Origin of the sequence: Streptomyces sp. NPDC024017, from assembly GCF_040638895.1 — a bacterium.
GTDB lineage: Bacteria > Actinomycetota > Actinomycetes > Streptomycetales > Streptomycetaceae > Streptomyces.
In genome coordinates this window covers 218,676-241,434 of sequence record NZ_JBEZYZ010000007.1, presented here as the reverse complement: position 1 = coordinate 241,434, position 22,759 = coordinate 218,676, and the positions used below count along the sequence as shown (strand labels likewise).

Annotated in this window: 22 protein-coding genes and 4 pseudogenes; 12 read left to right on the top strand and 14 right to left on the bottom strand. The window is 68.7% G+C overall.

Annotated features, from left to right (window positions below):
- Positions 1–37 precede the first annotated feature (37 nt).
- The 3 genes from AB0G20_RS20700 (at position 38) to AB0G20_RS20690 (ending at position 3,485) form a co-directional block, all read left to right on the top strand.
- Positions 38–1,651, top strand: a complete 1,614-nt coding sequence (locus AB0G20_RS20700) for a sugar ABC transporter ATP-binding protein (RefSeq protein WP_361304454.1) — start codon at positions 38–40, stop codon at positions 1,649–1,651.
- A gap of 2 nt (positions 1,652–1,653) precedes the next feature.
- Positions 1,654–2,697, top strand: coding sequence for an ABC transporter permease (locus AB0G20_RS20695; protein ID WP_361304451.1), 1,044 nt, complete (start codon positions 1,654–1,656; stop codon positions 2,695–2,697).
- 86 nt (positions 2,698–2,783) lie between these two features.
- Positions 2,784–3,485 carry an FCD domain-containing protein gene (locus tag AB0G20_RS20690; protein ID WP_361304448.1) on the top strand — a complete coding sequence of 234 codons (702 nt, stop codon included), beginning with the start codon at positions 2,784–2,786 and terminating at the stop codon, positions 3,483–3,485.
- A gap of 94 nt (positions 3,486–3,579) precedes the next feature.
- Here AB0G20_RS20690 and AB0G20_RS20685 read toward each other — a convergent pair.
- The 5 genes and pseudogenes from AB0G20_RS20685 to AB0G20_RS20665 form a co-directional block, all read right to left on the bottom strand.
- A pseudogene (locus AB0G20_RS20685) lies at positions 3,580–3,756 on the bottom strand (membrane transporter); the annotation flags it as partial.
- 190 nt (positions 3,757–3,946) lie between these two features.
- Positions 3,947–5,995, bottom strand: a complete 2,049-nt coding sequence (locus AB0G20_RS20680) for an alpha-L-fucosidase (protein WP_361304445.1) — start codon at positions 5,993–5,995, stop codon at positions 3,947–3,949.
- Between the two features lie 278 nt (positions 5,996–6,273).
- Positions 6,274–6,704, bottom strand: a pseudogene (locus AB0G20_RS20675) (NAD(P)-binding domain-containing protein); the annotation flags it as partial.
- Positions 6,705–6,895: 191 nt separating this feature from the next.
- Positions 6,896–7,618 carry a FadR/GntR family transcriptional regulator gene (locus AB0G20_RS20670; RefSeq protein ID WP_361304442.1) on the bottom strand — a complete coding sequence of 241 codons (723 nt, stop codon included), beginning with the start codon at positions 7,616–7,618 and terminating at the stop codon, positions 6,896–6,898.
- A gap of 252 nt (positions 7,619–7,870) precedes the next feature.
- Positions 7,871–8,315, bottom strand: a pseudogene (locus AB0G20_RS20665) (TetR family transcriptional regulator).
- Positions 8,316–8,938: 623 nt separating this feature from the next.
- Here AB0G20_RS20665 and AB0G20_RS20660 point away from each other — a divergent pair.
- The 3 genes from AB0G20_RS20660 (at position 8,939) to AB0G20_RS20650 (ending at position 13,435) form a co-directional block, all read left to right on the top strand.
- On the top strand, positions 8,939–10,564 hold the full coding sequence (locus AB0G20_RS20660) for a glycoside hydrolase 43 family protein (protein ID WP_361304439.1): 1,626 nt from the start codon (positions 8,939–8,941) through the stop codon (positions 10,562–10,564).
- Between the two features lie 52 nt (positions 10,565–10,616).
- Positions 10,617–12,650, top strand: coding sequence for a non-reducing end alpha-L-arabinofuranosidase family hydrolase (locus AB0G20_RS20655; RefSeq protein WP_361304436.1), 2,034 nt, complete (start codon positions 10,617–10,619; stop codon positions 12,648–12,650).
- Between the two features lie 209 nt (positions 12,651–12,859).
- Complete coding sequence (locus tag AB0G20_RS20650) at positions 12,860–13,435, top strand: dihydrofolate reductase family protein (RefSeq protein WP_361304433.1); 576 nt, start codon at positions 12,860–12,862, stop codon at positions 13,433–13,435.
- A gap of 35 nt (positions 13,436–13,470) precedes the next feature.
- Here AB0G20_RS20650 and AB0G20_RS20645 read toward each other — a convergent pair whose 3' ends face one another.
- Positions 13,471–14,097 carry a hypothetical protein gene (locus tag AB0G20_RS20645; RefSeq protein ID WP_361304430.1) on the bottom strand — a complete coding sequence of 209 codons (627 nt, stop codon included), beginning with the start codon at positions 14,095–14,097 and terminating at the stop codon, positions 13,471–13,473.
- Positions 14,098–14,518: 421 nt separating this feature from the next.
- On the opposite strand from AB0G20_RS20645, the gene AB0G20_RS20640 reads away from it, so the two are divergent.
- Positions 14,519–14,749, top strand: coding sequence for a hypothetical protein (locus AB0G20_RS20640; protein WP_361304427.1), 231 nt, complete (start codon positions 14,519–14,521; stop codon positions 14,747–14,749).
- A 79-nt stretch (positions 14,750–14,828) separates the two neighbouring features.
- Here the strand turns inward: AB0G20_RS20640 and AB0G20_RS20635 are convergent, their stop codons facing one another.
- The 4 genes from AB0G20_RS20635 to AB0G20_RS20620 form a co-directional block, all read right to left on the bottom strand.
- Positions 14,829–15,122, bottom strand: a complete 294-nt coding sequence (locus AB0G20_RS20635) for a hypothetical protein (RefSeq protein ID WP_361304424.1) — start codon at positions 15,120–15,122, stop codon at positions 14,829–14,831.
- Positions 15,123–15,171: 49 nt separating this feature from the next.
- Positions 15,172–15,843, bottom strand: a complete 672-nt coding sequence (locus AB0G20_RS20630; RefSeq protein ID WP_361304421.1) for a hypothetical protein — start codon at positions 15,841–15,843, stop codon at positions 15,172–15,174.
- A 93-nt stretch (positions 15,844–15,936) separates the two neighbouring features.
- Entirely contained in the window at positions 15,937–16,704 is a 768-nt protein-coding gene (locus tag AB0G20_RS20625; protein WP_361304418.1) for a class I SAM-dependent methyltransferase, read from the bottom strand.
- Positions 16,705–16,767: 63 nt separating this feature from the next.
- Complete coding sequence (locus AB0G20_RS20620; protein ID WP_361304415.1) at positions 16,768–17,250, bottom strand: MarR family transcriptional regulator; 483 nt, start codon at positions 17,248–17,250, stop codon at positions 16,768–16,770.
- Positions 17,251–17,360: 110 nt separating this feature from the next.
- On the opposite strand from AB0G20_RS20620, the gene AB0G20_RS20615 reads away from it, so the two are divergent.
- Entirely contained in the window at positions 17,361–18,110 is a 750-nt protein-coding gene (locus tag AB0G20_RS20615; protein ID WP_361304412.1) for a dienelactone hydrolase family protein, read from the top strand.
- 29 nt (positions 18,111–18,139) lie between these two features.
- Positions 18,140–18,637 (top strand): NUDIX domain-containing protein, encoded by a 498-nt coding sequence (locus AB0G20_RS20610; RefSeq protein ID WP_361304409.1) that lies wholly within the window; start codon positions 18,140–18,142, stop codon positions 18,635–18,637.
- 9 nt (positions 18,638–18,646) lie between these two features.
- Here the strand turns inward: AB0G20_RS20610 and AB0G20_RS20605 are convergent, their stop codons facing one another.
- The gene (locus AB0G20_RS20605; protein ID WP_361304406.1) at positions 18,647–18,967 is read right to left on the bottom strand and encodes a TetR-like C-terminal domain-containing protein; all 321 of its coding nucleotides are present in this window, start codon (positions 18,965–18,967) and stop codon (positions 18,647–18,649) included.
- A complete protein-coding gene (locus AB0G20_RS20600; protein ID WP_361304403.1) occupies positions 18,964–19,137 on the bottom strand; it encodes a hypothetical protein in 174 nt (57 codons plus the stop codon). Before AB0G20_RS20600 ends, AB0G20_RS20605 begins: the two co-directional genes overlap by 4 nt.
- Before the next feature lie 19 nt (positions 19,138–19,156).
- Here AB0G20_RS20600 and AB0G20_RS20595 point away from each other — a divergent pair.
- Positions 19,157–19,594, top strand: a pseudogene (locus tag AB0G20_RS20595) (lipid II flippase MurJ); the annotation flags it as partial.
- A gap of 79 nt (positions 19,595–19,673) precedes the next feature.
- Here the strand turns inward: AB0G20_RS20595 and AB0G20_RS20590 are convergent.
- Together AB0G20_RS20590 and AB0G20_RS20585 are read right to left on the bottom strand one after the other, a co-directional pair.
- Positions 19,674–20,156, bottom strand: coding sequence for a DUF488 domain-containing protein (locus AB0G20_RS20590; RefSeq protein ID WP_361304400.1), 483 nt, complete (start codon positions 20,154–20,156; stop codon positions 19,674–19,676).
- A 71-nt stretch (positions 20,157–20,227) separates the two neighbouring features.
- The gene (locus AB0G20_RS20585) at positions 20,228–20,623 is read right to left on the bottom strand and encodes a RidA family protein (RefSeq protein WP_361304397.1); all 396 of its coding nucleotides are present in this window, start codon (positions 20,621–20,623) and stop codon (positions 20,228–20,230) included.
- A 136-nt stretch (positions 20,624–20,759) separates the two neighbouring features.
- Between AB0G20_RS20585 and AB0G20_RS20580 the strand changes: the two genes are divergently transcribed.
- Both AB0G20_RS20580 and AB0G20_RS20575 read left to right on the top strand, forming a co-directional pair.
- Positions 20,760–21,725 (top strand): WYL domain-containing protein, encoded by a 966-nt coding sequence (locus AB0G20_RS20580; protein WP_361304394.1) that lies wholly within the window; start codon positions 20,760–20,762, stop codon positions 21,723–21,725.
- 446 nt (positions 21,726–22,171) lie between these two features.
- A complete protein-coding gene (locus AB0G20_RS20575) occupies positions 22,172–22,699 on the top strand; it encodes a DUF4232 domain-containing protein (RefSeq protein WP_361304391.1) in 528 nt (175 codons plus the stop codon).
- The last annotated feature ends 60 nt before the right edge of the window (positions 22,700–22,759 follow it).

Here is a 22,759-nt window from a genome sequence, read left to right as displayed (position 1 = left end):
CGGCTCCAGCCTCCGTACACGAAGGACGGTATCCACCATGGCGGACACCGCGACCGCCCCGGCGACCGGCCCCGGCACCCCGGCCCCCGTGGCCGAGGCGACCGGCATCAGCAAACGATTCGGCGCGACCGTCGCGCTGCGCGACGCCCGCATCACCGTCGCCCCCGGCGAGGCGCACGCCCTGGTCGGCCGCAACGGCGCCGGCAAGTCGACGCTCGTGTCCATCCTCACCGGCCTCCTGCCACCCGACACCGGCACCCTGCGCTTCTCCGGCGAACCGGCGCCCGCCCTCGGCGACATCGACGCCTGGCGCTCACGCGTGGCCTGCGTCTATCAGCACTCCACCACCATCGGTGACCTGACCGTCGCCGAGAACCTCTTCCTGAACCGGCAGAGCGCCGGCGCGGTGCAGCCCATCCGCTGGAAGCAACTGCGCCGGCGTGCCGAGGAGTTGCTCGGTGAGTACGGCGTGGCCGTCGACGCGACCGCGCGGGCCAAGGACCTCACCGTCGAGCAGCGGCAGTTCGTCGAGATCGCACGGGCCCTGTCGTTCGGCGCGCGCTTCATCATCCTCGACGAGCCGACCGCCAAACTCGACGCCCGCGGCATCGACCGGCTGTTCGACAAGCTCCGCGACCTCCAGCGTCAGGGCGTCGCCTTCCTCTTCATCTCGCACCACCTGCAAGAGGTGTACGACCTTTGCACCACGGTCACGGTCTACCGCGACGCGGCCCACATCCTGACCGCGCCCGTCGCCGAACTCGGCCACCAGGCACTGGTGGAGGCCATGACGGGCGAGTCGGCCTCCACGGTCGCCGCCACCGCCGGCCGGTCTCCGCTCGCACGAGCCGATGCCCCGGAACTGCTGACGGTCGACGGCCTGACGCTGCCCGGCGTCTGCGAGGACATCTCCCTGTCGGTCCGTTCCGGCGAGGTCGTCGGGCTCGCCGGCGCCACCGCGAGCGGCAATGTCCAGGTGGGTGAGGCGATCGCCGGTCTGCACCGTGCCAAGGACGGCAGGATCACGGTCGGTGGCAGGAGGGTGCGCACCGGCAGTGTGCCGTCCGCGCTCACCGTCGGCGTCGGTCTGGTCCCCGAGGACCGCCACCTCCAGGGGCTGGTGAACAACCGCAGCGTGGCGGAGAACGCGACGCTCACCGTCACCAATCAGCTCGGTCCGTTCGGCACGGTACTGCCGGCCCGCACCAAGGCGTTCGCCGGGCGCATGATCCGGGACCTCGACATCAAGACCCCGGGCGCCGCAACACCGGTCTCCGCCCTCTCGGGCGGCAACCAGCAGAAGGTCGTCGTCGCCCGCGCCCTGGCCACCGATCCACACGTCCTGGTGGCCATCCGCCCCACCAACGGGGTGGACGTCAAGTCCAAGGAGTTCCTCCTCGGACGCATCCGGCAGGTCGCGGACGGCGGCAAGGCCGCGCTGATCGTCTCCGACGAACTGGACGACCTGAAGGTCTGTGACCGGGTCGTCGTCATGTTCCACGGGCGCCTGGTCGCCGAGTTCGAACGCGGCTGGAAGGACGAGGTCCTCGTCGCCGCCATCGAGGGCGTCGGTGGCGACACGGCCCCCGCCACCGCGTCCGCCGCATCCGCCGTACCCGCCGCAAACGGCGCAGACGAGCACGGAAGGTAGTCATGTCCGCCACCACAGATCTCACCGACCCCGCAGTGAGCAAGGCTGAGCCGGCCGCCGCGGACGCCACGCGCCGCCGGGTCGACTTCGGGCGCTTCCGTGAACTGTCCCTGGTCCCGGCGATCCTCTTCCTCGGCCTGATCGGGTTCATCGTCTCGCCGGCCTTCCTGACCGCCGACAACCTGATCGGTGTGGCCCAGCAGTCCACCGAGCTGAGCCTGTTGGTGCTCGCCACGACCTTCATCCTGGTCGCCGGACGGATGGACCTGTCGCTCGAGTCCACCATCGGTGTGGCTCCCGTCATCGCCGTGTGGCTCGTCCTGCCGAGCAGCGGCGGCCGGTTCAACGGGCTCGGTCTCTTTCCCGAGTGGACGGCCATACCCCTCTGCCTGCTGGTCGGCGTGGTGATCGGTGCCGTCAACGGCTTCCTCATCCTCAAGCTGCGCCTCAACGGCTTCATCGTCACCCTCGGCGCCCTGACCATGCTCCGAGGCCTCCAGATCGCCCTCTCCGAGGGCCAGTCGATCGTCGAGCTGCCCTCCTCCTTCACCTACTTGGGCAAGGCCTCCTGGCTGGGCGTACCCGCCGCCATCTGGGTGTGCGCCGTGCTCTTCGCCCTCGGCGGCAGTGCACTGGCCTGGCTCCGTCACGGCCGGGCGCTGTACGCGATCGGCGGCAACGCGGAGGCGGCCCGTACCGCGGGCATCCGCGTCGACCGCATCGTGTGGATCGTCCTCATCATCGGCAGCGTCCTCGCCGCGTTCGCCGGCATTCTCTACAGCGGCCACTACGGCTCCATCTCCGCCACCCAGGGCAGCGGCTGGATCTTCCAGGTCTTCGCCGCGACCGTCATCGGCGGGGTCAGCCTCAACGGCGGCAAGGGCTCGGTGTTCGGCGCCCTCACCGGCGTCCTCACCCTGCAACTGGTCGTGAACGTCATGACCCTGGCGGGAGTGCCCGCGCTGTGGAACCAGTTCCTCAACGGGGCCATCATCATCGTCGCTTTGATCATCTCCCGGTTCGCCTCCGGCGAGAAGCAGGAATAGCCCCGTGCCGCAAGCGGCTCCGCCGGCCCGCGCAGGGCCGGGCGGAGTCGCCGGCCGGCGCGTCCCCCACTCAGAGAGGCACCCTCGTGGCACTGACGGACGAGGCGATCGACAAGATCAAGGCGATGATCGTCGCCGGCGAACTCGAGCCCGGCTCCCGGCTGCCCAAGGAGGAGATCCTCGCCGGACAGCTCGGCCTGTCCCGGAATTCCCTGCGCGAGGCCGTCCGGGCGCTGACCGCCATGCGCATCCTGATCACCCGTCAGGGCGACGGCACGTACGTCTCCAGCCTGGAGCCCCATCTCCTGCTGGAGAGCCTCTCCTTCGCCGCCGACGTCTCCCAGGGCCACACGGCTCTGCAGTTGCTCCAGGTGCGACGCCTGCTCGAACCGCAGGCGACGGGGCTGGCGGCCGCGCTGCTCAAACCGGAGGACCTCCGGGAACTGCGCAACATCCTCAAGCGGTCCCGGACCGTCGCCACCGTGGAGGAGTTCGTCGCCCACGACATCGCCTTCCACCTCAGGATCGTCGAAGCGGTCGGCAACCCCGTGCTGTCGATGCTGCTGCAAGTGCTCTCCACCCGCACCCAGCGTGTCCGCATCGTCCGCGGCAGCCAGACCAGGGACTCCCTGAACAGCGCCCACGAGGACCACGAGCAGATCCTCAGCGCGCTTCAGTCCCGCGACGCCCTGCTGGCCGCCGCTGCGGCGACCGTCCACATCACGGCCGTGGAGCAGTGGCTGGCCACGAGTCTGAGCGATGACCCGCTGCGAGCGATCGACGACTGACCTCGCGCTCCCCTCCGCCCCCGCCGCCATCCGGTCTCCCCCTCCCATGCCCCGACCGGGTGGCGGCGGGCCGTTTCGGTCACGGGCCATCCGGTCAGGAGACTCGCTCAGGCTCCTTGGGCTGCACCGCGGGGGCCTTCTGGAGAGACGTGCCCTCGACGTCGAGGTCGGGCAGGACACGGCCCAGCCAGGCGGGCAGCCACCAGGCGTGTCGTCCGGCGAGGGCGAGGACTGCCGGTACGAGGGTCAGGCGGACGGCGAAGGCGTCGATCACGGACCGGCGTGCCCTGCCGGTGTGCGGAACCGACCGTCGCCCGGGCGGCGGCCCGGGCGACGATGCCGTCGGGGCGGACGAGCGCGACCGAGAGGGCCGCGCTCGCCGTCGGCAGGTGCGGGCCGCCACGGTCGACAGGCGGTCCCGCCGTCCGTCCGCGTCCTCGACGTCGGGCACAGACCTCTGGTCAAGCCCCGAACGTCCACAGCAGGTTGGTGCTGTCCTGCCACGTCCACTGCTTGGCCACGGCCCCTTCGGAGACCATGCCGCCGCCGTCGAGGGCCAGCCCCGTGCTGCGGTTGCGGATCGAGTACCGGCCCTGACCGCGGTCGGTGATCTGCCACTGCTGGTTGGTGCCGCCGTTCCAGGGGGCCTGCCGGACCGGGTCGCCGTTGTCGGTGGCGCCCCAGCCGTCGGCGGCCATGCCGTTGCCACGGTTGACGATCCGGTAGTAGCCGTTTCCGAGGTCGATCGCCTGCCACTGGACATTGGGGTGGTCTATCGGCTCCCACTGCTTCAGGTTCGAGCCGCTGGAGGAACTGCCGCCGCTGTCCAGCACCAGGCCGCTGGTGACGTTGCCCAGGCGGAAGTACGTGGCCGGGTTGAACGTCACCCTCAGCGAGGCGATGGCGTCATTGTTGCCGGTCACCCGAAGGTCGGCGGCGTTCGAGGTGAACGTCCAGGCGGTGCCGGTGAAGTTGTCGCCGGAGTAGCCCGTCACCCGGTAGCCGTCGGGCACCAGGATGGAGGAGGCCATCGCGGGACCCAGACCGGCGGCGGACAGCTGGGAGGAGGTGTAGCTGCCCAGCCGCAGAACGCCGCGGGTGCCTTGGTAGTCGACGTTCTGGAACACCGACGGTGAGACCCTCGTGGGCATGCCCTGGACCTCGACGCACACCACGGGGAGGGTGACGTTCGGCGCGGTGGCGGGCACGGAGACATTGATCTGGTCGGTGACGGTGTACGAGAGCGAGACCGAGGGGTTGTTCAGCAGATAGACACGGCTGATCGTGTTGTCGACCCTCGGGATCCGCAGCTGGCCGTTCGGGGGCCAGGTGAAGACATGGGCGAAGAGCTTGCCGCTCTTCTTGGTGACCTTCCCCCATGCGGGTTCGCCGGCGAACGGGCTGCCGCTGGTGCCGTGAATGCTGTCGCTGTGCGTCGACATCCATGAGGCCAGGCCGTTCAGGACGGTCTGGGATCCCGCTGTGACCGAGCCATCGCCCTTGGGGCCGATGTTCAACAGGAGGTTGCCGTCCCGGGAGACGACCGTGACGAGCTCCTGGACGATGTCCTTGACGGATCGGTAGGAGTTCTCCTTCGACGCGTTGTAACCCCAGGCGTCGTTCATGGTGACGCACCGCTCCCACGGCCGGCCCAGCGGCTCGTCGGGTATCCCGAACTCCGCGACCGTGTAGTCACCGAGACGGTGACCCCGCTTGACCCGCTCGTTGACGATGAGGCCGGGCTTGCGGGCGATCAGCCAGTTGTAGAGGTCGACGCCGTCCGATTTCAGCCACCAGTTCTCGAGGGTGGGGCTGGAGGGCTCGCCGAACCAGTCGCCGTCGAACCACAGCACCGCCGGGTCGTAGCGGTCCAGCAGTTCCTGAAGCTGCGCCTTCATGTCGGCGATGTAGCCCGTGCGGGCGGCCTGCGACGACATCGTCGTGAGGCCGTTGTCGTGGCGATCGGTCTGGGAAGGGTGGCTCCAGTCGAGGATCGAGTAGTACAGGCCGAACTTGATCCCGCGGCTCTCGCACGCGGTCTTGAGGCTCATCAGCGGGTCGCTCTGGATGCCGTTGAAGTCGCGCAGGTTGTACAGCTTGGTGCCGGTGGTGTCGGTGAAGCCCGCGACGTCGGAGTCCCACATCGCGTAGCCCTCGTGGTGCTTGGCGGTGATCACGAGGTACTTCATGCCGGCATTCTTGGCCAACTCGGCGATCTGGGCGGCGTTGAACTGGCTCGGGTTGAAGTTCTGGGTGACCTGGGTCTGGTAGTTCGCCTTGCTCCACTGCTGAGTGGTGAACGCCCACTCGCCCTGGCCGAGCTGGGAGTACGACCCGTAGTGGATGAACATCCCGAACCGGGCCTGGTACCACCAGTCCAGCTTCGAGGGGACGGTGTACGCCTCGGCGGTGGAGGGCCACAAGGCCTGCGGCAGCCCGAAGGCCGCCACTCCTCCGGCAAGGGCGGCGGCCTTCATCAGAGAGCGTCTGCTGAGGGGAGCTGAGGGCATGGGTGCGGCTCCATGTGGCAAGGAGGGGGGGAGGTCAGGGAGTTACGAGCGAAAGAGACATCGGATGTATGTATATGGGCGAGGTGGCGGTCACGTCTAGGGGTGGGATGGAAATCCCCAACAGAGGCGATTCTTTGGATAATTCTCGAAGATGACGAGAGCCTGAGGGGCGACTGCGCCGACGAGGTTGCCCTACACATCGGATCTATGAACGGGTCGATCCGCCGGAAGGGCGTGAACGCACTGAACCCGTAGCCATGCGCCGAGGACTGGCTCAGGAACTGCCCCGGCAGTTGGGGGATGTTGGGATGCCACTGCGAGCCCGTACACACGACGACCTGCCCGTGCACGCTCTCCCGCCCGTCGGCCCGGGTGACCGTCCAGGTGCCGTTGGCGTTCTTCTCGACGCTGTCGACCTCGACGCCGAACTCGATGCGGTCGGTGAGCCCGTAGGTGTCGGCGAAGGACGTGAGATACGACAGGATCTGCCGGTGCGGCGGGTAATCCGCGAAGTGGTCGGGCATCGGGAAACCCCCGAACCCCGAGAGCGTCCTGCTGGAAATGAAGTGGGCCGACTCGTACATCGGACGGCCCCGGTGTGGCGCTCCAGGTGGGTGTACGGCAGATTCCGCTCCGCGAGGGCCCTGGCGACCGCCGGCCCGGCGGGTCCCGCCCCGATCACGCACGTATCAAACTGGCTTTCCTGCACGGCCTGCCTCCTCGTTCATCCCGCTTCACGGGCTCGGAGGAAACGTATTCACCCGCCGTCCGGCGAGAACTGACCCGCGCGGCCACGGACCGGACATCAGCGGCCGCGCGACGGCGGCCTCCGTCCGCGCGACCGGGAACGCAGGTTCGCGCCATCGGGGCTGAGGCGTGAGTAGGGCGGCACCCGCCCCTTCACGTGCGCGCGATCGCCCCGAAGAGCGGGGCCTCGCCCGAGCCCAGGTACTCCCTCAGCCAGTGCTCGGTGTTGCTCACGTGAAGCAGGGCTGCGGCCTGGCTGAGGGCGGAGTCACGGGTGGACAGCGCGTTGAAGATCGCCTCGTGCTCGGCGAGCGTGCGGCCCGCGGCCTTGTCGTCGACCAGGCCGCGCCAGATGCGGGCGCGCAGGGTGCGGCCGGAGATCCCTTCCAGGAGGGTGAGGAGCGTTTCGTTGCCCGTGGCCGAGATGACGGCCCGGTGGAAGGCGGCGTCATGAGCGTTGAGCCGTTCGACGTCGTCACGAGCTTCGCGCATGGCATCCAAGTGCCGCTTCACTTCGGCGAGTTGAGCGTCGGAGATCCGAGTGGCGGCAAGGGCCGTCGCGACCGGTTCGAGGAGCCGCCGGGTCTCCATGAGGTCCAGCAGGGCGGCCGAGTCGCCCTGCATCAGCTCCACCGCCCCGCCGAGCCCCTCCAGCAGAAGGCCCGGCTGCAGGCTGGTCACATAGGTGCCGTCGCCCCGCCGGACCTCCAGGACTCGCGCCACGGCCAGTGCCTTGACCGCTTCACGGGCCAGGTTCCGGGAGAGGCCCAGTTGTGCGGCCAGGTCCGCCTCCGGAGGGAGCTTCGAGCCGGGAGGAAGGGCGCCGGTGCGGATCAGCTCACGGATCTGCTCGATGGCCTTGTCCGTCAGAGACAACGCGAACTCCCTTCCGTGACCGTTCTCGCGGGCACGTCCGACCTGACCGGGTCCTGGGTGCGAAGATCATCCCAGAGACCTTCGGGGACGTGCCGCGATGGAGTTCTACGTTCCTTGTCACCTGCTCGGGATACCGCCTACCCAGGGGTGATGTCGATGATAGTCGGATGGCCAGATCGCAGTTGCGGTGGAGCCGCCCGGCCGCCACCTGGGTGCCGGGCGGGCCTGCGTTGTGCGGGGGCCGTCTCGCGGTCAGCTCGCCACGGCGGGAACCGTGGTGGGCTTCAGCCGGCCGTCGGCGAGCGCCAGCACCGCGGAGACGAGGGCTCCCAGGCAGATCTGCTCGGCCTCTTCGTCGGGCAGGGACAGGTGCTGCATCACGAGGCCGTCGAATCCGGCGAGGAAGTAGCGAGCGATGGTCTCCGCGGGCTGGGCGAGCGCCTGTCCCGTTCGCTCGGCCGCCTCGGCCACGATCCTCGCCGCCAGCTTGGTAGATCAGGTCTGCGGTGAGCCTTTCCATGACGGCGCGGTACAGCCCCTCCTTCGTGCCGAAGGTGTAGTGAACGGTGGCCTGTGCCACGCCGAGCTCGGCCGCGATGGCCCGGGTACTTCCGGCCGCGACACCCTCCCGGGCCATGAGGTCGATGGCCGCTTTGATGAGCTGGGGGCGGCGCTCAGCCGCGGAAACGTGAGCCATGAACCCGAGTTCATCGACTCAGTCCACCGATCAAGTTGGGCGACCAAAGCGCGACGCAAAGGGTAACTGGCAGCATCTTTCGACTCTTCGGCTGCGGGACCACGACACCACAGGACGGCGCCACGGACCTGTCGACGGATCCCGTGCACGCCTGCCACATTTGAGCCGCGGACGAGGTGGCGCGATCCGGGAAACGCGCCGCACCCTGCATCGACACGACCCTCGGGAGGGTCACCGAGGACCGGACCGCAGTGCTCCATCACCGCGGAAGGTATGGAACAAGCACCTGACATCCCTGACACGCGATCGGCGCCCGACCACTCGGAGCGCCCCGGCGGAGCGAAACATTTCGACGTGAATAGCGAATCATGCGAGAGGTATTGACGGGCCTCTCCAGCCTTCTATTCTTCAGATTGCTCGATGCGTCGACAGATGTCCGACATCCCGAACAGGGTGGGCGCGCCCGGCCGCTGCGCCATCGCGAGGTGAAGCACGCCCCCACGCACAGCACGTCAGCACGCGCCCCCTCCTCAGCCGTGAGACCCGCCGAGTCACAGCGCCCCCCGACAACGGCTCGGCCACACAAGGAGACCGACATGGATATGTCATGCCCTCATCAAGGCATGGGGCGCCGTAGAGCGCTGGCCGCAGCCGCCGGACTGGTGACGAGTGCTTCTCTCCCTCTGGTGGGAGCGTCGGGGAGCGCCGCAGCCTCCCCCTTCGCCCGGGAACCGGGGCACGCGGCCGCCGCAGCGTACACCAACCCGGTCATCTGGCAGGACTTCGCGGACATCGACGTGATCCGCGTCGGCGGCACCTACTACGCCTCGGCCTCCACGATGCACTACTCGCCGGGCGCGCCCGTCCTGCGCTCGTACGACCTGGTGAACTGGGAGACAGCCGGCCACTCGGTGCCGACCCTCGACTTCGGCGCCAAGTACGACCTGAACGGTGGCCGTGGCTACGTCCGGGGCATCTGGGCCTCGTCGCTGGCGCACCGCCCGAGCAACGGGACCTTCTACTGGCTCGGCCAGATCGACTTCGCCAGGACGTACATCTACACCGCCACCGCGGTCGAGGGGCCCTGGAGCAGACTCACCACGATCAGCACGCCGTACTACGACGCCGGGCTGCTCGTCGACAGTGACGACACCCTGTACGTGGCGTACGGAAACACCACCATCAACGTGGCCCAGCTCTCGCGCGACGGCCGCACCCAGGTCCGCACACAGCAGGTGTTCAGCACCCCCTCGAGTGTCGGCACGCTGGAGGGGGCCCGCTTCTACAAGATCAACGGGCAGTACTACATCTTCCTGACCCGCCCGGCCAACGGCCAGTACATCCTGAAGTCGTCGAGCGGCCCCTTCGGTCCGTACACCATGCGGCAGGTCCTGCTCGACCTGCGCGGCCCGATCCCCGGCGGCGGAGTCCCGCACCAGGGCGGGCTGGTGCAGACGCAGAACGGCGCCTGGTACTACCTGGCCTTCGTGGACGCGTACCCCGGCGGCCGGGTGCCTGCCCTGGCGCCGATCACCTGGACCTCGGACGGCTGGCCCGTCGTGCAACTCGTGAACGGCGCATGGGGCGCCTCGTATCCCAGCCCGGCCGTGCCCACTCCACCCCGCCAGGTCACCCCCATGATCGGCGTCGACACCTTCGACGGCACGACCCTCAAGCCACGATGGGAGTGGAACCACAACCCGGACAACACCAAGTGGTCGGTCGGCAACGGACTGACCCTGCGGACCGCGACCGTCACCAACGACCTCTACTGGGCCCGCAACACGCTCACCCACCGCATCCAGGGTCCCACCTCCACCGCCACGATCGACCTCGACTTCTCGGCGATGCAGGACGGTGACCGGGCCGGACTCGCGCTGCTGCGTGACTCCTCCGCCTGGATCGGTGTAAAACGCGACGGTGGCGTGACGCGAGTGGTGATGGTCAACGGGCTGACCATGGACGGCAACTGGAACACCACCGGCACCGGCACCGAGGTCGCCGGCGTGACCGTGACGGGCAGCCGCATCCGGCTTCGTGCGGCCGCGGACATCCGCCCCGGCGCGGCACGCCCCGGAACCTTCTCGTACAGCACCGACGGCATCAACTTCGTCCGCCTCGGGCCCTCCTTCTCCATGGGCAACGACTGGCGGTTCTTCATGGGCTACAGGTTCGCCCTCTTCAACCACGCCACCCGGGCACTCGGCGGCGCGGTACGCGTCCAGCGGTTCGAGCTCTCCACGCCCTGACCGAACCCACCGAGCGCACCAACCCAACCCCCCACCCATCACGAGGAGAACCATGAACCCACTGAAACGGCTCGGCCGTCGCCGAGCCTCGGTGTTGGCCCTGCTGGCCGTGGCCGGCCTGGTGGTGCCGACGGCCGCGACCGCCGCGCCCGACGCGGTCAAGGCCTCCACCCTCGGCGCCCAAGCCGCCCAGTCCGGACGGTATTTCGGTGCCGCTGTGGCCGCCGGAAAGCTCGGTGACGGTACGTACACCGGCATCCTGGACCGCGAGTTCAACTCGGTGACACCCGAGAACGAGATGAAGTGGGACGCCACCGAGCGGTCCCGCGGTTCGTTCACCTTCGGCTCCGCCGACCAGATCGTGAACCGGGCGACCGCCCGCGGTCAGCGCGTGCGCGGCCACACCCTGGTGTGGCACTCCCAACTGCCCAGCTGGGTCAGCTCCATCACGGACGCCAACACGCTGCGCAGCGTGATGAACAACCACATCACCACGGTGGCGAGCCGTTACAAAGGCCGGATCCACTCCTGGGACGTGGTGAACGAGGCCTTCGCCGACGGCGGCAGCGGACAGCACCGCCCCTCGGTGTTCCAGAACCTGCTGGGCAACGGGTTCATCGAGCAGGCCTTCCGCACCGCGCGGTCGGCCGACCCGGCGGCCAAGCTCTGCTACAACGACTACAACATCGAGGACTGGAACGCCGCGAAGACCCAGGGCGTCTACCGCATGGTGCGCGACTTCAAGGCGCGCGGCGTGCCCATCGACTGCGTCGGCCTCCAGGCCCACTTCGGCGCCGGCGGTCCACCCGCCAGTTTCCAGACGACGCTGTCGAGCTTCGCCGCCCTCGGCGTGGACGTACAGATCACCGAGCTGGACATCGCGCAGGCACCGACGACCGCGTACGCGAACACGGTCCGCGCCTGCATGAACGTGGCGCGCTGCACCGGCATCACCGTCTGGGGCATCCGCGACAGCGACTCCTGGCGCAGCGGGGAGAACCCCCTGCTGTTCGACCGCAACGGCAACAAGAAGCCGGCCTACCAGTCGGTGCTCACCACGATGGGCGGCACAGCGGCGACCAAGCGGGCCGACGCCCAGCCGGGCGGATCCCGTTCGCCCGGGTCCGCCGCCGCGCTGCCCTCCCGGTTCTCATGGAGCTCCAGCGGAACGCTGATCTCACCGAAGTCGGACGCCACTCACAACATCGCCGGCATCAAGGATCCGACGGTGGTCCAGTACAACGGCAAGTACCACGTGTTCGCCAGTACGGCGAGCTCCTCCGGATACAACCTGGTGTATCTGAACTTCAGTGACTGGTCGCAGGCCGGCTCGGCCACACACCACTACCTGGACCGCAGTGCCATCGGAAGCGGCTACCGGGCAGCGCCGCAGGTCTTCTACTACGCACCGCAACGCCTGTGGTACCTCGTGTACCAGACGGGCAACGCCTCCTACTCCACCAACCCCGACATCAGCAATCCGAACGGGTGGAGCGCACCGCGCAACTTCTACTCGTCGATGCCCGACATCATCAGGCAGAACATCGGCAACGGCCATTGGGTCGACATGTGGGTGATCTGCGACAGCGCCAACTGTTACCTGTTCTCCTCCGACGACAACGGGCACCTGTACCGCTCCCAGACGACCGTCGGCCAGTTCCCGAACGGCTTCACCAACACCGTCATCGCGGCCCGGGACTCCAAATACGCCCTGTTCGAGGCGAGCAACGTGTACAAGGTGCAGGGCTCCAACCAGTATCTGCTCCTCGTCGAGGCCATCGGATCGGACGGCCGACGCTACTTCCGCTCCTGGACGACGAGCAGCCTGGCCGGTTCCTGGACCCCGCTGGCCGCATCCGAGAGCAACCCCTTCGCCAGGTCGAACAACGTGACCTTCCCGTCGGGAGCCTGGACCAGGGACATCAGCCACGGCGAGATGATCCGTGCCGGTTACGACCAGACACTGACCATCCCCGCCTGCCGACTCCAGTACCTCTACCAGGGCATGAACCCCAACTCGGGCGGCGACTACAACCTCCTCCCCTGGCGGCTCGGCCTCCTCACCCAGACCAACTCGACCTGCTGACCGACACAGGCCCCCGGCGCACACCGGGGGCCTGCCCCACTTCTCGCGTGGCTGAGCATCCAGACGTCAGCAGGCTGTCCTCCTCCGGCTTGGCTTCCTCCGCCGATCGGGCGGTTGAAGGCCGCGTCTGGCGGGCCCGGCGATGAGATTCGGAATCGTGCTGGGTCTATATAGGTGCGACGATCTGGGCGCCACGCGAGGAGAACGACATGACCGCCACCTACACCTTCGACGTCTTTTCCAGCCTCGACGGCTACGGCGCCGCCGGCGCCGACTGGACCGGCTACTGGGGCAAGCAAGGACCCGAGTTGCTCGACCACCGCCTCGCCCAGCACGGCGGGGAGCAGCGGATGGTCTTCGGGGCCAACACGTATCGGGCCTTCGCACGGATGCTGGCCTCGAGCACTGAGGAATCCGACGTGCGCGACCCATGGGTGACGCGGATGAGGAGCCTGCCCACGACGGTGGTGTCGACGACGCTGGAAGACCCCCTCGACTGGCCGAACGCAACCGTCGTGAGCGGTGACGCCGTCGACGTCGTCGCCCGGCTCAAGGAGGAGTCCGATGTGCCGTTGCGCTCGCACGGCAGCCTGTCGATGAACAGGGCGCTGATGGCCGCCGGTCTGGTCGACCGCCTGCAGGTGACACTCTTCCCTGTCATCACCGGTCAGACCGGACTGGACCCGATTTTCCAGGACGCGGCCGACTTCGACCTGGAGCTCGTCGAGAGCCGGACGCTCGACGGTCACATCCAAGAGCTCATCTACCGGCCCACCCTCCACTGACCTCTACGTGACCGTCGGGGAGGGAGATCCGCGACTCACACAGGGGCCTGCTCGCCAGGAGTGAGGCCGATCCACGTGTTCGCGTCTTCCAGCACGACGTAGATGGGGTCCTTGCCCGCGTCCCAGTTCATCGGCACGACGAGGTAGCGGCCGCCGCGTTCCAGGAGCAGTCGCAGGCCGGTGTATCGGTAGCGGTGGCGCCATCCAGTATTGAAGTCTTCCTCCGCTACCGACTGGGTGGGAAAGGTGAGGCGCTCGGTGCTGTAGACGACGACGCCTGTCCAGCTCACGACCTCGCGTGCATGTGTCCGCGCGTCAGGATCGCCCCATTGCCAGGCGGCCTGGGTGAGCGTCCAGAACAGGAAGGCCGCGGCCGCGAGGATCATCACGGATCTGCCGCCACGCTGCCGCGGGTGGCCGCCTTGAGCAGCGCGGCTCTGCCCGAGGAGAAGCCCCATGGCGATCGTGAGGGGAGCCGTCCACGCATAGGGCTGGATGTACGGCCACATCACCAGCAGCACCAGTCCGGCGGCGACGACTGCAAGGTGCCACTGCGCCAGCAGTTGCCATCCCGCACGCAGGCCACGCCTCAGCGAGCGGGGTAGGCGCAGGCGCCCGGGGTTCGTTGACGCCTCGACGGCGAGCAGCGCTACGACCACCACGACCAGGACCTCGTAACCGCAGCAGATGGAGACTCTGCAGCACCAGCTGGGCGAAGCCGAAGCCGAGGAGGCACGGTGCCGGCGCCGGGCTTGCCCTGCGGCTCCGTCATGTGACCTCAGGAACCGGCGGCGAGTCCGGACCTGCCGGTGGGTCGGAGGGGGCCAGCGAAGGCCCTGGGGTGGCCCTGCGCGTACGGGTCGGCGGAGGCGGGGGCGGAGGGATGGACGATCTGCCGGGATCCGCCGTCGTACCGGTGTGTCCAGTGGTGGGCGAGTAGGCGCCTCGTTCGTCTACGCATGTCCCACCTCCTGGGACACGGACGTAATCCCGCCTCTCCCGACGCCAGGGGTTCACACGCGCAACGGGCCGAACCGTCCTCGAACGGCGGAGTGTTCACGTCCGCCCTATAGCCTCACCCGCATGGACCGACTGCCCGCGAGTGTGGACCACGACATCCTGGCGCACAGGAGCATCGCCGCGATCGCCACGATCCGCGAGACATGGGGCTGCACGGTTCACCAGGCAGTCGACGCCTACGCGCAGCGGTACGAGGAACTCCGCCGCGACCGGCCGGGCGACTTCCAGCCGAGGCCGGAAGAGCACGACCGGTCGCAGTCGACCCGGCCGACGGGCGACGATCACACGCCCTAGGCGAGATCCTCGTCCCGATCGTTCCGCTCCAGTAGGCGGTTGCTCCCGTCGGAACGGGCCGAAGGCCGAGTTCCCGCACTCAGGCGTTGGCGTGGCGGCGCAAGGCCGTCCTGCGCGGAGCGGCATGGTGCACGGGCTCGTCCGCATGGTCGGCCCGGTGGCGCCTCAGCCACAGGGACGTCATGGCCAGCAGAGCGGCGAAGACCACCAGGAGCACCCCCGATACCCACATCTGCCGGCTTCCAGGGTCGTCCCAGCCCGCCGATGTGGCCGAAGCGGCCCACAAGACGACACCCCCGGCGTAGAAGGTGCGCATCCGGCGCAGCTGCCGCAGGGCTCGTACGGATTCAGCGTGATCGGTTTCGGAAGCCATGCCGACGCAGGTACCCCGATCCGCGTCCTCTATCAGGAGAGGCTCCAGATCATTCGAGGAGGTACGGGTCATCGAGACGGGCGTCGTCGGCGCGGTCGTGGACATCCGTCAGGAGCCAGCTCAGCAGCTCCGCGGAGGCGTCGTACTCCTCGTAGAAGCCCATGTGCAGGTCGGTGATCTCGTACTCGAGCAGCACGTCGTCGATGAGGTCGGCCAGGTGTGTGTCGGCGGCCGGGACGCGGGTGGTGGTCCATATGTCCAGCCAGGGGCGCAGGGTGCCGGTGGCGACGGTGATGAGGCTGAGGGTCTTCCTGATGGGGACCGGGCTGGGGTGGGTGTGCAAGGTGGCTTGCCACCAAGCAGACCAGACCTCGTGAAGTGCCGTGGTCAGGGGCGCGTCCCAGGTGGTCCAGCCCGCTGCGACCAGACGTGAGGCGATGAGGTTCTCGTCGATGTGGAGCCGGCCGGTGACGGCGGGACGGATGATGCGTGGAGTGAGACGGCGGTAGAGACGCGGGAAGTCGTCCCAGTGGTTGGGGACTTCTGCGGCGACGGCGGACACCAGGTCGTCGGCTATCAGGTCGAGCGGTCCGGAGAGTTCGACCAGGTCCTGAGCGCCGTAGCAGTACGTGCAGCCGGAGACGGGGAAGGGCTCCTCCGAGGCGAAGGCGCGATCCAGGGCGTCAAGTGCTGTCATGAGCCGCTGTTGGTGGCGAGACATGGCGACCTGCCGGGGGGACTCCGTCCGGGTGACCGGCGAAGATCGCAGGCTATCAGCTGCGGCGCCGGCGGCTCGGGGATGTCGAGGTCGTGATCAATCCTCGTGGCACCGACGCGCGAGATGGACGGTGATGTCGGCGGCCATCTCGACCGTGTCCGGGAGAACCTTCATGATCTGGCCGAACACCTGCTCTCGCTCCGAAGCCGGCAGGACGAGATAGGCCGAAATGGTTGACAGATGCCCGACGTAGTCACGGGCGCTCATCGTCACGGGCCGTTCGATCACGGACTGTTGCACCTCGGTGAACCACTCGGACCGTTGCAGCTCGCTCCCCGGCCACTGCATCTCACGATCCGGAGGCGTCCCGTCAGGAGACGGAATCTCGTCGCTCTCCAAGAACGGCGCTCTCGCCGCGCGAACAGCTTCCGCCACGGCCGGGTCGGCCAGTCGGAGCGGCCCCCCGCACGAGGCGAACACGCCACCCGGTTCCAGAAGCGCGGCGATGCGTGGCCACCGACCCTCCGGGTTCGTCCAGTGCAGCGCTGCGGCCGCGTAGACCAGCCCGTACCGCTCCCCCGGCCGCAAGTCCTCGAACGGGGCTTGCACCGGCCTGACATTCGCCGGAACGTGCTTGCGCAACTCGGCGAGCATGGACCCGTCAGGCTCGGTCGCGGTGACCATGATCCCCTGTTGAGCGAACAGCCGGGTTGCCTTACCCGTCCCGGCGCCGATCTCCAGGGCAGTTCGGACCGGATGACCCGCGTATGCCATCACCGAGTCGAACAGTTCCACGGGATACCCGGGCCGGAACCGTTCGTAAGCTTCCGCTACCGCTCCGAAGCTCAGCGCGCGACCAGACATGCGGAGCATCGTGGCACAAGCTGCGCTGTCGGTGGCCACCGCGGGCAAGGAGTTGAACGCGGCTCAGGAGCCCCGGGTGTGGTGGTCCAGCAAGCGAGTGAGCAACTGGACGAACTGGTCGCGTTCAGCCGGACTCAGTGGTGCGAGGAGGTTGTCGTGGAGGTCGTCCAGGACCTTGTCCAGGCGGCGTAGGTGGCGGCGGCCCCGGGAGGAGATCGTGATGACGTTGCGGCGCCGGTCGTCGGGATCCGGCGTCCGGTCGACGAGGTCGCGCTCGGCCAGTTCGTTGAGGACGCCGACCATGTCGCTGCGGTAGATGCCGGAGCGGGTGCTCAGCTCCGCCTGGCTGGCCGGACCGAACTCCTGCAGTGAAGCGAGCACCGCATAGTGCCACTTCCGGGCGTCGGCCTGGGCCAGCCCCTCGGTGATCAGCCTGTCCGAGCGCATGGTCAGTTGCGACAGCAGTCGGCTCGCCCGCCGACGCAGCCTGTCGGGCGTCTTGCGTACGCCGTCGTCGGACATGTCCGCTGCTTCGGCTCTGATCATGGCACCGGCCCTGCTCGTTGTGTTAGTGCGACTAACGATGTAGGTTCACCCGGACCCTAAACCGTTAGTGCGACTAACACTAGTTGAGTGAACGTCAAGGAAGGCAGATCTTGCCCATCACGACACTGGAGATCCCCACCGCGGACGGCCGGGCCGACGCCTTCGCCGCGTTCCCCGACCAGGGCGAGCGGCACCCCGGCGTGCTGATGTACGCGGACGGCTTCGGCATCAGGCCCGTGGTGCGGGAGATGGCCCGCGAACTCGCCGGGCACGGGTACTACGTGCTCGTCCCCAATGTCTTCCACCGGCACGGCCCGGCACCGGTGATCGAACTTCCCGAGCACATAGGAGAGGAGGCCCGGACGGCGATCTTCGCCCGGCTGATGCCCATGATCCAGGCGCACACCGACGAACGCATCCTGAGTGACGCCGACGCCTACCTGAGGTTCCTCACCAGCCGGCCCGAGGTCGACACAGGGCCGGTCGGGGTGACCGGCTACTGCATCGGCGGCCTCCTGGCGATGCGCACCGCCGCGGCCCACCCCGGCCGGGTGGCCGCCGTCGCCTCATTCCACGGCCCGGTCGGGGCCGACAGTCCCGAGAGTCTGCACCGCCTCCTGTCCAAGCTCACCGCCGAGGTCCACCTCGGCCACGCCGAGACCGACCTGACGCCCGAGGACCTCGGTCAGCTCAACCAAGCCCTGGATGCCGCAGGTGTCGACCACACCTCCGAGATCTACCCCGGCACCGTGCACGGCTTCACCATGTCCGACACCGACGCCTTCAACCCCTCCGCACTGCGGCACCACTGGGACCGCCTGCTCCCCCTCCTCGGACGCGCCCTGGCCAACGACGGCTGACCATCTCGGAAGACCGCTAGCGTGACCGGATGCCGTCTCTGAACCTGCGTCACGCAGTCCGCGCGATCATCCTCGACGAGGACGACCGTATTCTTCTCTGCCGGTTCGCCCTTCCGAAGCCGGCGGGAACGGTGGTGTGGGCGGCTCCCGGCGGAGGGATCGAGCCGGGTGAGACGCCGCTTGCCGCGCTGCGCCGCGAACTCCGGGAAGAGGTTGGCCTTGCCGTCGGGACCGATCCTCCGCACGTCTGGCACCAGGAGGTCGTGGCCCCTGATCACGCCGTCGGCTACGACGGCGTCGTCAACGACTACTTCCTCGTGCGCACCGCCCATTTCAGTCCCCGCGGGACTCTGTCCGACGATCAGCTTGCCGCGACGGAGAACATCAGCGGTCTGAAGTGGTGGCGCCCCCGCGACATCGCTGCCTATGCCGGCCCCGACCTGTTCTCCCCGCGCGATCTCGCAACTCCCTTGACCGCCTTGATCACTTCAGGTGTTCCAGCCGGACTCGTGCAGCTGGGCCTGTGAACGCGCCGGCTACGTGGCGGGGCGGTGGCCGGTCGGTGGGGTGATGCCGTCGATCAGGTTGGAGACCAGGGCGACGACGAGGCCGTCGGTCACGGGCTCGTCCGGGATCAGCATCCGGTGGTAGACGGCGCCCCAGAGCTGGTCGACGAGGATCTGGACGTCGACGTCGTCGCGGATCTGTCCCTGCTCCTTGGCGCGTAGCAACCGTTCCCCGGCCAGTCGCCGGCGTTCGGAGGAGTACAGGGAGCGGAACGCGGCGGCCAGGTCCTCGTCGGTCTGGGACTGCCCGATCAGCTCGGTCACCACCCGCCCTGCCGGTGTCCCGGTCATGATGTGCGGAACGCACACAGTTGCCGGGTGAGGTCGGCGCGGAGGTCACCGGTGTCCTCGAACGCGAGGGTCTCCTCGACGGCGTGGAAGTAGCCGTCCAGGGCGAGGGCGCCCTTGGGGGGCCACCACTTGTACAGCGTCGTCTTGCTGACACCGGACAGGTGGGCCACCCGTTCGGAGGTCAGGCCGCTGCGCGGCTTCTACGCCTTCGAGGACACGCGCACGCCGTTCTTCATGGCGGCCTGGATCGCCGGCGTGAACATCGCCCTGGCCACGGCCTGTCATCTGCTGCTGCCCGCCCGTTGGGCGGTGGTGGGCATGGCCGGGGCCTACACCCTCTCCTATGTGGCCGGCCTCGCGCTCACCGCGATCCTGCTGCGCAGGCGGCTCGGGGTTCGTATCGACGACGGCGGCCTGCGGCGCACCTACGTGAAACTGTTCTGCGCCGCCGGCCCGGCCGCAGGGCTCGGCTGGGTCGTGGCGCGCGCGTGCGCCGGTCGGGGAGAGGGAACGTGGCCTGCTGCCGTCGCATTGGCTGCCGGAGCGCTCGCGACAGCCGTGATGTACCTCCTTCTCGCTCGGTTGCTGAAGGTCGACGAGCTGCGCAGCCTGCCCGGGATGCGTTGAGTCCGGGCAGGCGATGCAAGGCGCGTGCTGAGGGGATGGTCCTGCGCGCGGCCGCGCGCAGGCGCGGTCGGCTCAGGGACTACGGGCGCAGGTGCTCGATCGTGACGTGGTGCTGCTCGGCCAATCGCCGGGCGATCAGCGAGCGGTGGCATGCCTCCGGGTCGCGCTCGACACAGAACAGCGCTGCGGTTCCGCTGCTCGGCAGCGCCGACACGATCGGTGTGAGGTCGGCGCGGTCGAGGATCTCCGTGGTGTAGCGGCGGGTGTACTCGGCAGCGAGCTCGCGGCGCGAGCGCTTGCCGACCCCTCGGCGGTCGTCCTCGGCGTACTGGAGCCGGCGTAGTTCGGTGGTGGGGGCGAGCTCGGGGTGGTGCTCGTAGGCGATTCCGGCGTGGGCAAGGGCCGCCTGCAGCCGGAGTGAGTTCGCCCAGGCGTACTCGGGGCCGCGGACGCCGCGGCGCTGACGTACGTCGAGCAGGACGCGGACGTCCGCGTGCCGCAGGCGTCGCAGGAACGAGTCGCCGTCGAAGCCGTAGACACCGATGGTCACCATTCCGAGCATCGGCAATCACCCATCTGCCGGCTGCCCGTGCCGGTCGATCCGGCACGGGCAGCACAGGCGGCGAGGTCGCATCACGCGACGGCGGTCCCCTCGAGTTCGACCATCTGGCCGGGAAGGGCCAACCGTGTCACCCCGAGCATCGTGGTCGTCGGTGCCACCCCGGCCGCGCCCAACCGCGACGCCAGGACGCCGTAGTGCGGGAACAGCTGATCGACGTCGGTGGTGTAGACGTTGAGCCGGACGAGATTCGCGAGGGACATGCCGGCCTCGCCGAGCACGGCCTCCAGGTTGTCGAGGCTCAGCGCCACCTGTGCGGCCATGTCGCCGTCATGCCGGGGCTTGCCGTCGGGGCTCATCGCGGTCTGTCCGGAGCAGTAGAGGGTCCGGGTGTGCCCGGAGACGATCTCACCCTGGTTGAACCCCATCTCCACCGACCACGTCACCGGGTTGACCGGCGTTCGTTCCACTGGCACATCAGCTCCATTCAGTCATGGGAGTACGCGTACGTCCGTCGGCGCGGTAGCCGCCATCGTCTACGTCGGTGCTCACGAGCCTTCCGCACAATCACGACACCCTTGGTCATGTATTCGATAGGGTTTTCGGATGCGCGCTGATCGGCTGGTCTCGCTGGTGCTGTTGCTCCGTCAGCGCGGTCGGCTGACTGCGGACACGCTCGCCCGCGAGCTGGACGTATCCACCCGTACGGTGCTGCGCGACATCGAGGCGCTGTCCGCGGCCGGAGTCCCGGTCTACGCCGAACGCGGCCGGCACGGCGGGTTCTCGCTGCTGCCCGGTTTCCGGACCGAGCTCACCGGGCTGAACCACGACGAGGCTCTTGCCTTGCTGGCCGCCGGATCGGGGCGCGGCGAGCAGGTGTTCGGCCTCGGCTCGGCGCTCGCTTCGGCCATGCGCAAGGTGGTCGACGCGTTGCCCGAAAGCCATCAGGCCACCGCGAGCGACGCGGCCCGGCGGTTCCTCGTCGAGCCCGAGACCGACCTGCTCTCACGCCGTCCGGCCGCGGAGGAGGTGCCCGGCACGACGATGGTCGAGATCCGGCGCGCGGTGCTCGCCGGACACAAACTGCGCATCCACTACGCGGCCACGGACCAGGCACCACAGTGGCGCACGGTGGACCCGATCGGCCTGGTCACCGTACGCGACCGGAGCTACTTGCTGGCCACGAGATCCGGCGCGGACCGCACCTACCGGCTGTCGCGGGTGCGGGCCGCCGAGGAACTCCCCGCACCGGCACAGCGACCGGACCGGGTTGATCTGGACCGGGTCTGGCGGGAGCGCTGCGCGCGGTTTCTGTCCGGCGACCACATCGCCGTGCCGGTACGGGTGAACCCGAAGCGGCGGGAGGACCTGCTGAGCACCGCGGTGGCCGTCCGCGCCGCAGAACCCGACGCTGACGGCTGGCTGCGGCTGGAGGTGACCTTCCAGGATCTACGACACGCCGAGTGGGCGCTGTGGCAGCTCGGTACGGACGCGGAAGCCCTGGCCCCGAGGTCGCTGCGCATGTCCCTGCACAACCGCGCCACCGCGCTTGCCGCCCGCTACGTGGGCTGAGTACCTCCGAGTACGCCAACTCCGTCTCGCGACGCCTCGTACGGCACGGGCTGCTTCTACAAGCCGACCTTCACACCCGCTCCGTTCGCCGCACGCGTCAACCCACGCCCCGACTGCCTGCACTGGCCGGCTCTCTCCGCTCGCCAGGAGAAGAAGTGGAGCCGACTGCCCTCCGTGGGCATCGCGCCCTGAGCTGACGAGCGGGCCCCGAGGGGTTCCCTGACGGGCCTGCGTTGAGCGGTGTGCGTCCGGTGGCTGATCCAGCACAGCCTCCGCATCCCGGCAGGCCGTTCCAGGCTGTCAGCATCTGCGCTGGTCAGAGCGCGTTCCGGCGTTCCGGCGTCCCGGAATGACCGCCCGTTGTGGCGGGTGGGACGCATCGCGGAACAGGCTGAGGTCGTCCAAGCAGTCCGCTGGACAACCCACTTCGCACCATGGAGATCTCGATGCGTTCGCGCCTTGCCGCCCCCTCCGCCCGCCTCGCCCTGGCCGCAGTCGCGGCGGTGGGCCTCACTGCCACCGCGACTGCCACGGCGACGGCCACGGCCGACAGCCGGAGCACCACCGTGCGGGCCTGCGCCACCAAGGACCTGAGCTTCAAGGTCAGCTTGAAGACACAGGCGGGCGGCTACTTCCTCGTCACGGCCAAGGCCAAGTCCGGCGTCACCTGTTACCTGGAGGGCGTCTTCCCCTCCGCCTCCTTCGGCTCCTCCGCCGACACCGAGGTGGCACCGGCCGAGCATGCCGTCAGCGACAGGGTCACGCTGTCCGGCTCCACCGCTGCCTACGCCGGCATCAACCCCAAGACCACGAACGACGACCACGGCAGGCAGTTCGACTTCCTCCACCTCGCCGTCGCGGGCGACGAATCCAACGCCGTCACCCTCGCCCTGCCCGAGGCCACGACGGTCGACCGGCCCGTCGCCACCAACTGGCACGCCGACCCCGCCGACGCAGTCCCCTTCTCGAGCTGACACCCCGCGCCGGGCGTTCGTACCGCGCCCGATGACGGCGGCGTCACCCGTCGGCGGGGC

Coding starts and splice junctions, on each gene's coding strand:
- AB0G20_RS20580 (WP_361304394.1), top strand. CDS start 20,760: ATGCGCGCTGATCGGCTGGTCTCGCTGGTGCTGTTGCTCCGTCAGCGC.
- AB0G20_RS20680 (WP_361304445.1), bottom strand. CDS start 5,995: ATGCCCTCAGCTCCCCTCAGCAGACGCTCTCTGATGAAGGCCGCCGCC.
- AB0G20_RS20625 (WP_361304418.1), bottom strand. CDS start 16,704: ATGTCTGGTCGCGCGCTGAGCTTCGGAGCGGTAGCGGAAGCTTACGAA.
- AB0G20_RS20605 (WP_361304406.1), bottom strand. CDS start 18,967: ATGACCGGGACACCGGCAGGGCGGGTGGTGACCGAGCTGATCGGGCAG.
- AB0G20_RS20610 (WP_361304409.1), top strand. CDS start 18,140: ATGCCGTCTCTGAACCTGCGTCACGCAGTCCGCGCGATCATCCTCGAC.
- AB0G20_RS20635 (WP_361304424.1), bottom strand. CDS start 15,122: ATGGCTTCCGAAACCGATCACGCTGAATCCGTACGAGCCCTGCGGCAG.
- AB0G20_RS20630 (WP_361304421.1), bottom strand. CDS start 15,843: ATGTCTCGCCACCAACAGCGGCTCATGACAGCACTTGACGCCCTGGAT.
- AB0G20_RS20620 (WP_361304415.1), bottom strand. CDS start 17,250: ATGATCAGAGCCGAAGCAGCGGACATGTCCGACGACGGCGTACGCAAG.
- AB0G20_RS20650 (WP_361304433.1), top strand. CDS start 12,860: ATGACCGCCACCTACACCTTCGACGTCTTTTCCAGCCTCGACGGCTAC.
- AB0G20_RS20695 (WP_361304451.1), top strand. CDS start 1,654: ATGTCCGCCACCACAGATCTCACCGACCCCGCAGTGAGCAAGGCTGAG.
- AB0G20_RS20640 (WP_361304427.1), top strand. CDS start 14,519: ATGGACCGACTGCCCGCGAGTGTGGACCACGACATCCTGGCGCACAGG.
- AB0G20_RS20700 (WP_361304454.1), top strand. CDS start 38: ATGGCGGACACCGCGACCGCCCCGGCGACCGGCCCCGGCACCCCGGCC.
- AB0G20_RS20655 (WP_361304436.1), top strand. CDS start 10,617: ATGAACCCACTGAAACGGCTCGGCCGTCGCCGAGCCTCGGTGTTGGCC.
- AB0G20_RS20590 (WP_361304400.1), bottom strand. CDS start 20,156: ATGCTCGGAATGGTGACCATCGGTGTCTACGGCTTCGACGGCGACTCG.
- AB0G20_RS20660 (WP_361304439.1), top strand. CDS start 8,939: ATGGGGCGCCGTAGAGCGCTGGCCGCAGCCGCCGGACTGGTGACGAGT.
- AB0G20_RS20575 (WP_361304391.1), top strand. CDS start 22,172: ATGCGTTCGCGCCTTGCCGCCCCCTCCGCCCGCCTCGCCCTGGCCGCA.